Annotated in this window: 11 protein-coding genes; 1 reads left to right on the top strand and 10 read right to left on the bottom strand. The window is 61.3% G+C overall.

The genetic code is table 11. The features are described from left to right. Positions 1 to 651: 651 nt before the first annotated feature. From ACOYXG_RS11170 to ycaC, 10 genes are all read right to left on the bottom strand, one after another. A complete protein-coding gene (locus ACOYXG_RS11170; RefSeq protein WP_460357720.1) occupies positions 652 to 1,317 on the bottom strand; it encodes a sulfite oxidase-like oxidoreductase in 666 nt (221 codons plus the stop codon). Positions 1,318 to 1,385: 68 nt separating this feature from the next. Beyond that, positions 1,386 to 2,441 carry a substrate-binding domain-containing protein gene (locus ACOYXG_RS11165; protein ID WP_007966380.1) on the bottom strand — a complete coding sequence of 352 codons (1,056 nt, stop codon included), beginning with the start codon at positions 2,439 to 2,441 and terminating at the stop codon, positions 1,386 to 1,388. Positions 2,442 to 2,472: 31 nt separating this feature from the next. Next, positions 2,473 to 3,498 carry an ABC transporter permease gene (locus ACOYXG_RS11160; RefSeq protein WP_150368019.1) on the bottom strand — a complete coding sequence of 342 codons (1,026 nt, stop codon included), beginning with the start codon at positions 3,496 to 3,498 and terminating at the stop codon, positions 2,473 to 2,475. After that, entirely contained in the window at positions 3,491 to 5,041 is a 1,551-nt protein-coding gene (locus ACOYXG_RS11155; protein WP_460357715.1) for a sugar ABC transporter ATP-binding protein, read from the bottom strand. Before ACOYXG_RS11155 ends, ACOYXG_RS11160 begins: the two co-directional genes overlap by 8 nt. Positions 5,042 to 5,049: 8 nt before the next feature. Continuing rightward, complete coding sequence (locus ACOYXG_RS11150; protein WP_460357712.1) at positions 5,050 to 5,721, bottom strand: methionine ABC transporter permease; 672 nt, start codon at positions 5,719 to 5,721, stop codon at positions 5,050 to 5,052. Further along, complete coding sequence (locus ACOYXG_RS11145; RefSeq protein WP_460357709.1) at positions 5,718 to 6,518, bottom strand: methionine ABC transporter ATP-binding protein; 801 nt, start codon at positions 6,516 to 6,518, stop codon at positions 5,718 to 5,720. The genes ACOYXG_RS11150 and ACOYXG_RS11145 overlap by 4 nt, the downstream gene beginning before the upstream one ends. Continuing rightward, positions 6,515 to 7,324: a MetQ/NlpA family ABC transporter substrate-binding protein gene (locus ACOYXG_RS11140; protein WP_460357706.1), complete on the bottom strand. Its 810-nt coding sequence runs from the start codon at positions 7,322 to 7,324 to the stop codon at positions 6,515 to 6,517. The genes ACOYXG_RS11145 and ACOYXG_RS11140 overlap by 4 nt, the downstream gene beginning before the upstream one ends. Positions 7,325 to 7,351: 27 nt before the next feature. Further along, positions 7,352 to 8,404 carry an isopenicillin N synthase family dioxygenase gene (locus tag ACOYXG_RS11135; RefSeq protein ID WP_460357703.1) on the bottom strand — a complete coding sequence of 351 codons (1,053 nt, stop codon included), beginning with the start codon at positions 8,402 to 8,404 and terminating at the stop codon, positions 7,352 to 7,354. A 215-nt stretch (positions 8,405 to 8,619) separates the two neighbouring features. After that, entirely contained in the window at positions 8,620 to 9,555 is a 936-nt protein-coding gene (locus ACOYXG_RS11130; RefSeq protein ID WP_460357700.1) for a Gfo/Idh/MocA family protein, read from the bottom strand. 201 nt (positions 9,556 to 9,756) lie between these two features. Further along, a complete protein-coding gene (gene ycaC, locus ACOYXG_RS11125) occupies positions 9,757 to 10,389 on the bottom strand; it encodes an isochorismate family cysteine hydrolase YcaC (protein ID WP_007966399.1) in 633 nt (210 codons plus the stop codon). Positions 10,390 to 11,003: 614 nt separating this feature from the next. On the opposite strand from ycaC, the gene ACOYXG_RS11120 reads away from it, so the two are divergent. Beyond that, entirely contained in the window at positions 11,004 to 11,771 is a 768-nt protein-coding gene (locus ACOYXG_RS11120) for a helix-turn-helix transcriptional regulator (protein ID WP_460357697.1), read from the top strand. Positions 11,772 to 12,004: the final 233 nt, after the last annotated feature.

The raw sequence follows: 12,004 nt of genomic DNA, 5'->3' as shown, positions 1-12,004 counted from the left end.
GTTATTTCCCCTTGAACACCGATGCTAGACGGGCTGAGGCTTGCCGTAAAAGAACCAATAACACTTAGGTTAGATCGGGCCGATTATTTGTTTTTAGAGCAACACAAGTGTTGCTGGACAAACACTTAAACCCTAACTAACACCCACTAATTCAAGATCAGACAAAGATCTTTTGTAGGAGTGAGCCTGCTCGCGATAGCTATCGTTCAGTCACCGAAAATATCGACTGGGCTGGCCCCTTCGCGAGCAAGCCCGCTCCCACAGGTTTGACTGGGTGAACACTGACTTCTCATCCACCACAGATCCAATGTAGGAGTGAGTCTGCTCGCGATAGCGGTGTATCAGCCACCAAATTAGTTGAATGTCCGGGCCCCATCGCGAGCAGGCTCACTCCTACAGGTTGATCGGGGTAAACGCATAGTTATCATCCATCACAGATCCAATGTAGGAGTGAGCCTGCTCGCGATAGCGGTATATCAGCCACCGAAGCAGTTGAATGTCCGGGCCCCATCGCGAGCAGGCTCACTCCTACAGGTTGATCGGGGTGAATACATTGCTTTCATCCACCGCAGATCCAATGTGGGAGCGGGCTTGCTCGCGAAGGGGCCAGTCCAGTCACCCGAGATGTTGACTGCAAACATGCGCAAACCTTTAGTCGAATTCCTTTTCCAGCCAGGCATCCTCGGCAATGTCCAGGGCCTGCGCACTGAAGCGTTGTTCCGCAAACGGGTCGGCGTGCAGGTGAAAGCCGTTGCGCTCCCAGAAGCCGGGTTGTTCTTCGTCGACAAACTCCAGACCGCGCAGCCATTTGGCGCTTTTCCAGAAGTAGCGCCCGGCGACCACCAGCCGCAGCGGCCAGCCGTGCTGGGCGGTCAAGGGTTGGCCGGCGTAATGGGTGGCGAGCAGGCTGTCCGGGTGCAGCAGGTCGTCCAGCAACAGGTTGGTCTGGTAATCGTGATCGGCGTGGGCCATGACAAAACGTGAAGCGGGCTGGATATCGAGCTCGCTCAGCAAATCCTGCAGATGCACCCCGCTCCACTGCGTGTCGAACTTCGACCAGCGTGTCACGCAATGAATGTCACATTGCAACTCGCGCTGCGGCAACCTTTGCAGGTCGGCAAAACTCAACTCGACGCCACGCCCGACCTTGCCGAACAGGCGCAGTGACCAGGTTGCCAATTCATACTCCGGCACCGTGCCTTCGTGGAGGATCGGGAAGCGCTCCGTCAACACCTGCCCCGGCGGCAAACGTTGACCGAGCGCCGGATCAGCCTTAGGTGCGCGGCTGTTGCGCAAACGCATGGCTTTGTTGTGCATGTTCACTCCCAAGCGCGTCAGGATGCCTACCGCGCATACAGCGCATCACCCGGTGATAACGACTGCATTCAGTTCGCCACAGGAATCCACTCGGCCCGCGCCACGTTGGCGGTATCGCCGAACGCCGGGAGTTTCTGCGCCAGGTCACGAACGTTTTTCACGTCCAGATCGAGCAACTGCTGACGGGTGATCAGGGTCGGTGGCACCAACACCTGATGTCCCGGATTTTCGCCGGCAATCAACATCGCCAGACTGCGCACGCTGATCGCCCCCGCCACTTGCGGATTGACCGCGGCGGTCGCCGCCCAGGCGCTGTCAGGTTCTTTCATGATCTGGATGTCGGCGGTGGAGATGTCGGCGCTGTAGATCTTCACCTTGCGCCCCAGCCCGGCCTCGTCGACGGCGATCTTCGCGCCTTTGGCAAACTCGTCGAACGGCGCGAAGATCACGCTGATATCCGGATTGGCGCGCAACACCGCGCTGGCCTGATCCGCCACCGAGTTAGCAATCGGCGGGTTGAGCGTGCCGAAGCGCGCCTTCTCGATGATGCCCGGATTGGCCTTTTTCACCTGACTCCAGATCTCGTCGCGGCGCTCCATCGGGGTGAAGCCGCTGATGTACACGTAACCGGCATCGAACCGCGTGCCGTTGTCCTTCACCGCCTGATCCAGCGCCAGTCGCGCCAGTGCATGGTGATCCTGCTCGACCTGAGTCACTTGCGGGCTGTTCAGATCGACGTCGAACGCCACCACCTTGATGCCTTTGGCGATCGCCCGGTCAATCGGTCCCTTGAGGGTTTCCGCCAGGCCCAGTTGCACGATGATCCCGTCGACGCCGAGGTCGATCGCCTGATCGATCATCTCGCCCTGACTCGCCGCCTGCTGCCGCGCATCGAACACCCGCAGATTGGCCCCCAGCGCCTCGGTCTGTTTCTCCACGCCGCGCAGGTACGCCTCGGGAAAGTCCCCGGAAAACAGATAGCCGACCAGCGCGATCTGCACCTGACCTTTATCGAACGGCGCCGGAGCACCTGGCAATGCCTTGGCCTGAGCACTCAAAGCCAATGCCGAGAGCACCGCGCCGGCGAGGCAATGGCGTGCGAACTGCTTGATTGAACCGTGCATAGATCTTCCTTGCAGCGACAAATGAACCAGCTCAGCGCGCCCGATGCGCGAGGCCGAAGGTGAACATCAGGGCCAGCACCAGCACCAGTCCCTTGACGAAATCCTGCGCGTAGTACGGCGCGTTGAGCATGGTCAGGCCATTGAGCAGCGACGCCACCAACAGTGCGCCGACCAACGTGCCGAACGCATTGGGCTTCTTCGCGCCGAGCACGGCAAAACCGATCAGCGCCGCACCGAGGGCGTCCAGCACCAGACCGTTGCCGGAGCTGACATCACCCCGACCCAGGCGCGCCGCCAACAGCAACCCGCCGAGCGAGGCGAGCAACGCCGAGAGCACGTAGGCAAGTAACTTGAAGCGCTGTACCGGCGCCCCAGCCAGTCGTGCCGCCTGCTCGTTACCACCGATGGCATAAAACAAGCGCCCGATGCGCGTGCGCTCGAGAAACAGCCACACCGCCAGTGCCACCAGCGCAGTGATCAACACCGGCACCGGCACCACTTCCCACAAACGCCCGCGACCCAACGCGAGAAACGCCGCACTGAACGTGCCTTCGGTTTCCACACCGCTGGGCAAGGTCATGCCCACCGCAATCGAGCGCCCACCCGTGGGAATCAGTTGCACGCCAATTACCAGAAACATGCTGCCCAGCGTCGCGAGAATGTCCGGCACCCGCAGCTTGACGATCAGCCAGCCATTGAGCAGCCCGACCAGTGCGCCACCGGCCAGACTGATCAGCACCGCCGGCACCGCGCCCCAACCGAGCACCACCATCACGTAACTGGCGATCATCAGGCTCATCGCCGCCACCGCACCAATCGACAGATCAAGTCCGCCGACGGCCATGGTCAGCGTCACGCCAAGGGCCAGCAGCGCGACGATCGACACCGACTGCAAGATGCTGAACAGATTGCCGACGCGCAAAAACGCCGGCTCCGCGACACTGAAAAACACCACGATCAGCGCCAGCAGCCACAACAGGCCGTAGCGGATCAGCGCTTGCAGCAGGCGCTCGGTGGGTGCCGTAGCGGACGACAACAGTGAACTCGAATCAGGCACTCGCTCTGCTCCTTGGCGTGGCATGAAAGGGATTTTCGCTAGCGTCGCTGCCGGCCAGCGCAGCGACCAGGGTCGCGCGCTCAAGACCGGCGCGCGGGTATTCGGCGACCACCGCGTGATCGCGCACCAACAGAATGCGGTCGGCGATTTCCAGAGCTTCATCGACATCGGCGCAAATCACCAGGGTCGCGCGGCCGCCGGCACTGTCGCGCAGCAGTTGGCCGATCTCGCGGCGGGCGCGCACGTCGACCCCCTGAAACGGCTCGTCGAGGATCAACGCCCGCCCTTCTCCGAGCAGCCAGCGGCCAAGCACGACCTTCTGTTGATTGCCGCCGGACAGCGCGCTCATCGGCACCTCGATGCCGGCGGTCTTGATCCCCAGCGCCGCGACTTGCGCCTCGACCGCTGCGGCTTCGGCGCGGTTGCGAATGAAACCGGCACGGGTGAAGCGCTCCAGAAACGGCAGCGTCAGGGTCCGGCGTAGGGAGAAATCCGCCACCAGCGACTGACTGGCGCGATCCTCCGCCGCGAGAAACACACCGCTGTGAATCGCCGCCCTTGGCGAACCCGGCAGCCAGTCCATGCCGTCCAGTTGCAGGCTGCCGGCCACCGCTTTGCGCAAGCCGAACAACACTTCGGCGATTTCGCTTTTGCCAGCGCCGAGCAGCCCGGTCAGTACCACCACTTCGCCTTGGTGCAGGTCGAAATCGAAACGCCTGGAGCGTGGCAAAATCTGCAAACCGCGCACACCAAGGACTTTTCGGCCCACGCTGCCGGGCGTGTAGACATGCCCGTCCAGCGCCTGTCCGAGCATGGAGTGCACCGCTTCCGGCAACTGCCGTGCGCTGAATTCCCCGGCCGGTCGACCATCGCGCAGGACAATGGCGCGGTCCGCCACCCGTTGCAGATCGGACAAGCGATGGGAGATGTACAGAATCGCCACGCCACGGCTACGCAGGGTGTCGATCAGCCCGAACAGCCGCTGCGCCTCGGCATCTGATAACGCTGCCGTCGGCTCATCGAGAATCAGCAGACGCGGCTGCAGGGCAAAGGCCCGCGCCAGCACCACCAACTGCCGTTCGGCCTGGCCAAGGTGTTCAATCGGTTGCTCCAGCGGCAACACCAGACCCAGCCCGGCGGCGATGCTCGCAGCGCGCTCCAGCAAGCGTTGGCGATTGAGCCAGAAGTCCGCGTCGGGCCGGCACAGTTCATCGAGCAGCAGGTTCTCCGCCACGCTCAAACCGGGCGCAATGCCCTCGTTGATCTGCTGATGCACCGCGATAATCCCGACCCGACGTGCCGACAGCGGCGAGCTGAATTGCCGGGGCTGACCGTCGATGTAAATCTCGCCGCTATCGGCGCACTGGCTGCCGGCGAGAATCTTCACCAGCGTCGATTTGCCGGCACCGTTGGCACCGAGCAACGCCACCACTTCGGCGGGATGAATCTGCAGGCTGACGCGATCCAGTGCGCGGTTCGAGCCGAAGGTTTTGCTTAGTTCACGCACCTGAATCAGCGGCGCGCGGGCCACGACGACACTCATAAAATTCCTTAACGTCGATGGGCCAGCGAACGTACCAGCCGGTCGCCCAGGCTCTGCACGCCCTGCACCAGAATGACCAGCACCACCACGGTGGCGACCATCACTTCATTGTTGAAACGCTGATAGCCATAACGGATCGCCAGATCACCGAGGCCGCCACCGCCAATCACCCCGGCCATGGAAGAAAAACCGATCAACATCACCAGCGTCAGAGTGACCCCCGCCAGTAGTGCCGGCAGCGCTTCAGGCAGCAGCACTTTGAAAATCACATGACGGATATCGCCGCCCATGGCGAGGATCGCTTCGATCCGGCCCTTGTCGACTTCATCCAGCGCGTTCTCGACGATCCGCGCAAAAAACGGAAACGCGCCAATGGTGATCGGCACCACCGCCGCGGTGCTGCCGAGGGTGGTGCCGACCAGCAGACGCGTCAGCGGAATCAGCGCAATCAACATCACCACAAACGGCAGCGAGCGCCCCAGATTGACCAGCGAACCCAGCGCGGCATTGAGCCGTGGCAGCGGCCACAGTCCGTCGCGCCGACTGACAAACAGCAACACCCCGAGCGGCAAACCGATCAGTAGCGTGAACAGCCCGGCAAGCAAGACCATGTACAGGGTTTCGCCGGTGGCGTTGAACACCAGTTGCAGGATTTCATCCCAGTTGATCGCGCGGTTCATGACTGGGCCGCCCGCACGCCGTATTGCTTGAGGAAGCTGAGACCGGGAATGTCGTGGCCCAGCGGCAGGCCGCAGGTCGGACGCAATGAAGTGCCGAGACTCGATTGCGCATCGGCGAGCAAACGCGGCACCGGGCCGGCCTCGACCAGGCGCCCGTCAGCCATGTACGCCGCGTGATCGCAGATCGACCTGACCACCTCCAGCTCATGGGTGATCAGCACAATGGTCACGCCCAGTTGCCGATTGATGTCGCGCAGCAGCTCAAGAATCGACGCCGTGGTTTCCGGGTCCAGCGCGCTGGTGGCTTCGTCCGACAGCAGATACGCAGGCTCGGCAGCCAGCGCGCGGGCAATCCCCACCCGTTGTTTTTGCCCACCGGACAACTGCGTGGGAAAGGCTTGCGCCTTGTCCGTCAAGCCGACCAGTTCCAGCAGTTCGCGCACCCGCACATGGCGCCACGGTTTGCCGACGTTGGCGATTTCCAGCGGCACGGCGATGTTGTCGAACACGGTGCGCGAGTGCAGCAGATTGAAGCCCTGGAAGATCATGCCGATGCGCTGACGCTGGCGGCGTAGGTCGCTGGCAGACAGCGTCAGCAGGTCCACGCCGTCGATCAGGATCCGCCCGCTGTCCGGGCGTTCAAGCAGATTGAGACATCGCAACAGGGTCGACTTGCCCGCCCCGCTGCGCCCGAGAATGCCGTAGATCGCGCCGTCGGGAATACTCAGCGACACCTGATCCAGTGCTGGTGCCGGCGCCGACGGGTAGGTCTTGCTCAACTGCTCGACGACGATCATGGCTTGCCATCCTCCACCGGAATCACCGACCCCTTGAAGTTATCGCTGATGTATTTCGCCACTTGCGGCGAGGTCAGGTCCTTGGCCAGTTGCGCAATGCGCGGATCGTTCTGCAGTGTCGGCGTGGTCACCAGAATGTTGGCGTACGGATTGTGCTCGGCCTTTTCCAGCCCCAGCGCATCCTGGGCCGGCACCAGTCCGGCTTCCAGTGCGTAGTTGCCGTTGATCACCGCAAGGTCGACGTCGTCCAGGGCCCGAGGAATTTGCGGCGATTCGATTTCAAGGATCTTCAGCTGTTTCGGGTTCTCGGCGATGTCTTTGGGTGTGGCCTGATCGGCTGCCGGATCCTTGAAGCCGGGCTTGAGTTTGATCAACCCGTTGTCCTGCAACAGGTACAGCGCACGGCTCAGGTTGGTGACGTTGTTGGGCACGGCGACGGTGCCTTTTTCCGGCACATCGGCGAAGCTTTTGTGCCGGCGCGAATAGATGCCCAGCGGCTCGATATGCACCGTGGCGGCCACCGCGAGTTTCTGCCCCAGCGCTTGTTCCTGGGATTTCAGATACGGCAGATGCTGGAAGTAATTGGCATCGACATCGCCATGCACCAACAGCTCGTTGGAGTTCACGCCGTTGGGAATCTCGATGACCTTGAGCTTGAGTTGCGGATCGATTGTCTGGATGTACGCGAGAATCTGCGCGTGGGGCACCGGGTCGGCAGCCACGCGCAACGGCTCCAGTGCCTGCGCGCCGAACGAAGTCACCAGCGCGCCGAGCACGGCCAGGGTCAAACCTGCTTTTTTCAACATGAGCGGAGTCCTTGAGCGAGTGATGAATCAGGCGTTGGCGGTTTTACGAGCCGGTGCGGCGGGCATCAGCGCGTCGGCATAGAAGCGCCGGGCGACGTCGGGGTGCGAACGCAACCGACCCTTGAGGTAGTTCCAGCCGACATCGCGAAACAACGGATTGAGCGGATCACTCGCCGGGCCACGCGCTTCGCGCAGCAGCGCGGTGGGCAACGGATACAGCGGCACCACGGCATCGAGTTGCGCGCCGAGGAAGAAGGCGATGGACAAGCGTTCGCTGCCTGCGGGCGGCGACACCACCCGATGCACCGTGGCGCGCAGATAGCCGTTGCTGGCCAGCTCCAGCAGTTCGCCGATGTTCACCACCAGCGTGTTGTCGCGGGGCAGCGCATCGATCCAGCGCCCTTCCTCGACCTCCACTTGCAGACCGGTCTGCTGGTCTTGCAGCAGAAAGCTGAGGAACCCGGAATCCTTGTGCGCGCCGACGCCTTGCTGGCTCGCGTTGGCGGCCTGGCCTGGATAGCGCATCAACTTGATGTGTTCGTTAGGCTTGTCGCCGTACAACTGATCGAACGCGTCCGCCCGCAGCGACAGGGCCTGGGCAAAGGCACGCAACAGACGCAACGCCATGCGCGTCATCGCCTGTTGCCATTCGAGCAGCAGCGGTTTCAGTTCTGGCAGCGCCGCCGGCCATTGGTTGGGCCCCTGCAACCGAGCCCACAACGGACTGTCCGCATCCAGCGACAACGCTTCGCGCTCGGCGCCGAGATCGAACTGTTCACGCCAGTCGGGTTGACCACGGGTGATCTCGGAAGCGGCACGGTTGTAACCGCGAAAATGCGGCGAATTGATCATGCCGACGGCGTTTTTTTCGTGCTCGGACAAGGCGAAGAACTGCCGGGCGTGATCCTGCACCTGCTTGAGCAGGTGGCTGTCGATGCCATGGCCGGTGAGATAGAAAAAGCCGACGTCACGCGCGGCGTGACGCAGGTTTTCAAGAAATTCATAACGCTGTTGCGCGGTGCCTTCGAACAACGAAAGGTCCAGCGTCGGCAGCGTAGTGATATCGAGGGTATGCGGCATGATTCACTCCCGTGTGAACCAAACCTGAAGAGCCTTTGATCGATTCAGCGTGTGCCGTCATGGCAATCGGGGGTCTATCGGTTTGATGCGTTTGATTCGTCGTGAGACAAAACTAAACGATCTTAAAAACCACGAACAAATACCCTTTTTGCATTAGCTTAGGCCTGACGCTCAAGTTCGCTGTCATCACGCGACAGCTCTCCCGCTTCAACTGATCAACGTGCCGGGTCATAAAACGGTTCGACTGCCACCCGGCTGCCGACAAAGAAACTGTCAGCCACCAGCCGCAGTGGCTGCAGATCGACGTCGCTGGCCCGATCGCCAATCAGTTGCTGAAAGTGCCGATACACCGCGGTGTACTCGCCCTCTTCCGATACCGCCTGGCGCACGCCGTCGATGCTCAGCAGCGCCCCGCCGTTATCCAGGCGCAGCACCCCTTCGGCGCAGCGAATCTCGATGCTCCAGAGTTCGTCGTGACCGTGGTCGAAATCGAACTCGGCCTGCACGTCGAGTCGGTTCGCGTCGGACATCTTGATCGACGCGGCAATCGGCGACTGGCAGTTGTCCGGTACGCGCAGTTCGGCGGCTTCGACAAACAATGGCTGCGCCAGCAAACGGGTGACAATCGATAAGGCATTGATGCCCGGATCGAAAACGCCCAGACCACCGGGTTGCCAGATCCACGTCTGCCCGGGATGCCACTTGCGCACGTCTTCTTTCCAGTCGATCTGCACGCTTTGCAACGTGCGGCTGGCGAGCCAGTCGCGGGCGGCTTCGATACCGGGGGCGTAGCGCGAATGCCAGGCGAACAACGCACTGACACCCTGTTGCTGCGCTTGACTGACCAAGGCCAGCGCCTCGCCCAGCGTGGCGCACGGCGGTTTTTCCACCAACACATGTTTGCCGGCGGCCAGCGCCTGCTGCACCAGTGCGAACCGACCTTGCGGCGGCGTACAAAACGCAATCGCATCCACCTCGGGGCCGTTCTCCAGCAACTCGCTCAACGAGTGAAAGTTCTCCACCCCGGCACAGGGTTTACCTTGCGTGGCGACCGCCACCAGACGAAATCCGGGATTGGCGTTGATCGCCGGCACATGTTGATCCTGGGCAATCTTGCCGTAGCCCACCAGACCGAGACGGATCGGTTGCATCAGTGACTCCTGTTTTTGTCTTGTTGTCGTCAGCGAGTGCGCAGATTAGCCGTAAACGTCTGGGAATACCCAGCTGAGTCTGATCAAAAAACTGTAGAGGCCAGCGCTCACTTCACCGCGCCGGGTAATAACGCTGATGCAGCGGCGCAAACAAAGAAAGCCTGCTTTTCAGGGCAGGCTTTCGCGTTCACAACGCTGCAGTCACTTCTGCTGCGCGGTCAACGCCGAGTAACTGTTCATCAGGTTCCGGTAGTTCGGAATCCGCTGCGACAGCAGATTGCCCAGCCCTTCGATGTCGTTGCGCCAGTCGCGGTGCAGCTCACAGGCGACCGAGAACCAGTTCATCATTTGTGCGCCGGCCTGGGTCATGCGGCTCCAGGCGGCTTGCTGGACGGTGGTGTTGAAGGTGCCGGAGGCGTCGGTGACGACGAAGACGTCGAAGCCTTCGGCCAGTGCCGACAGGGTCGGGAACGCTACGCAGACGTCGGTGACCACACCGGCGATGATGATCTGCTTGCGGCCGGTGGCCTTGATCGCCTTGACGAAGTCTTCGTTGTCCCAGGCGTTGATCTGGCCTGGGCGGGCGATGTACGGCGCGTCCGGGAACATTTCCTTCAGTTCCGGGACCAGCGGGCCGTTGGGGCCTTGTTCGAAACTGGTGGTGAGAATGGTCGGCAGGTTGAAGAATTTCGCCAGGTCGGCCAAGGCCAGGACGTTGTTCTTGAACTCGTTCGGCGAGAAGTCCTGAACCAGAGAAATCAGACCGGTCTGGTGGTCGACCAGCAGGACTACGGCGTCGTCTTTGTTCAGGCGGTTGTAGGTTGCAGTGCTCATGTTTGAATCCCTTTTCTTGGTTGAGGTAGTGGGCGTTGCGTTGAACATGGGCACAGATTACGGATACCGCCTGAACGGATAAATCGGTTGAAAAGCGTTTCACTGTCAACTCATAACGGACAATCCTGGCGACACAACACAGGCTTGCCAGCCTCCAACTCAATCCGCCTCGGGAATTGGTTTGGCGATCATCAAACTGTACGGTGCCCGGTTCAGGACCCTCTCCACCGTTGCGCCAATCAAGTTGAGGCCTTGCGGGTAGGCGGTGCCCCATAACTCTGTGGGAGCGGGCTTGCCCGCGAAGGGTTCATTCCAGGCAACATCTCAAATGGCTGACACACCGCTTTCGCGAGCAAGCCCGCTCCCACACTGGATCTCGGCAGGCCGTCATTCCTGAGTTCACCGCTCCCACAATGATCTCGACAAGCCGACAACCCTGGGTTCACCGCATAACCCTGTGGATGAAGTTATGAGCTAATAACACCTTCATTAAACCGTCTTTCAAACGTTGTACTAGGATAGGATCCACATCCTGACATTTGCGCCGACCAGGGAACATGCTCGACGCAGCTCAGGAATGGGACTGTTTCACCTGCAACTCATGGATGATGTTTATGAATTCACACCTGTTTCCCCACATCGGTAAAGTCATTGCGAGCACCGGCAGCCGGCACTTTCCGCGGATGCTGCATGACCTGATCCAGACACAACTGGCGGTCGACGCCACACACATTCGCCAGATGCGCGTCGAGCCGGTGGGCCGCCCCGCCCATCGCCACCCGCCGGAAACCGGCCAAGACTCGGCCCAGCAGGCTGAAACGGTATTCTGCGAACAGATTGCCGCACGCTCGAGCGAGCCAATGGAGCCGCCAGCCGGGGCCAGCGCCGACGCCTCACAATTGCACCTGACCCGGCGCAAGGACGGCTACCGCTACGTGATTTCGGTGTATCGCAACGACCAGTCGCAACGGTTCTCGGCTCAGGAGCAGAGTTTGTTGCAGGACATTTCTCCGGTGCTGTTGCCGATGGTGGAAAAACACATTCACGCCCTGCAACCCCAGCAGACCAACCCAGAAGACCCGTCGCCCGGCGCTGACGGCGCGCAACAGGGCCTGGAAAACCTGCGGCTGCGCTTCAACGAGCGTTTGCAGCAACTGGGCCTGAGGCTGTCCAATCGCGAAACCGAAGTGTGCATCGGCCTGCTCGCCGGGCGCACCGCGCCGGAACTGGCCGAGCAATTGCAGTTGAAGGTCAACACGGTGGAAAGCTATCTCAAGCGCGCCGCGATCAAGCTGGGGATCAGCGGCCGGCATTCACTGATGCGCTGGATGTATTCGCCTGAACATACCGCCACCCTGCCCGGCTCACCCCACGCCGCTTGATGGTGCCCGATCTGCAGGAACTGCCGCTGCGAGCAAGCCCGCTCCCACATCGAAATGCGCTGAGCCGATGGTTACAGCAACACCCGGTTGAAACTGTGGGAGCGGGCTTGCTCGCGAAGAGGCCGTATCAGGCACTTAAGGTGTTGGCTGGCACAGCGCATTCGCGAGCAAGCCCGCTCCCACATTGGTATGCGCTGAGCCAATGGTTACGGCAACACCCGGCTAAAACTGTG

This window comes from Pseudomonas sp. G3-39 (assembly GCF_054790485.1).
This window is presented reverse-complemented; position numbering and strand designations above follow the sequence as displayed.

Bases quoted from the DNA above. Each gene is read 5' to 3' on its own strand.
- ACOYXG_RS11170 (WP_460357720.1), bottom strand. From the start codon at position 1,317: ATGCACAACAAAGCCATGCGTTTGCGCAACAGCCGCGCACCTAAGGCT.
- ACOYXG_RS11165 (WP_007966380.1), bottom strand. From the start codon at position 2,441: ATGCACGGTTCAATCAAGCAGTTCGCACGCCATTGCCTCGCCGGCGCG.
- ACOYXG_RS11155 (WP_460357715.1), bottom strand. From the start codon at position 5,041: ATGAGTGTCGTCGTGGCCCGCGCGCCGCTGATTCAGGTGCGTGAACTA.
- ACOYXG_RS11150 (WP_460357712.1), bottom strand. From the start codon at position 5,721: ATGAACCGCGCGATCAACTGGGATGAAATCCTGCAACTGGTGTTCAAC.
- ACOYXG_RS11145 (WP_460357709.1), bottom strand. From the start codon at position 6,518: ATGATCGTCGTCGAGCAGTTGAGCAAGACCTACCCGTCGGCGCCGGCA.
- ACOYXG_RS11140 (WP_460357706.1), bottom strand. From the start codon at position 7,324: ATGTTGAAAAAAGCAGGTTTGACCCTGGCCGTGCTCGGCGCGCTGGTG.
- ACOYXG_RS11135 (WP_460357703.1), bottom strand. From the start codon at position 8,404: ATGCCGCATACCCTCGATATCACTACGCTGCCGACGCTGGACCTTTCG.
- ACOYXG_RS11130 (WP_460357700.1), bottom strand. From the start codon at position 9,555: ATGCAACCGATCCGTCTCGGTCTGGTGGGCTACGGCAAGATTGCCCAG.
- ycaC (WP_007966399.1), bottom strand. From the start codon at position 10,389: ATGAGCACTGCAACCTACAACCGCCTGAACAAAGACGACGCCGTAGTC.
- ACOYXG_RS11120 (WP_460357697.1), top strand. From the start codon at position 11,004: ATGAATTCACACCTGTTTCCCCACATCGGTAAAGTCATTGCGAGCACC.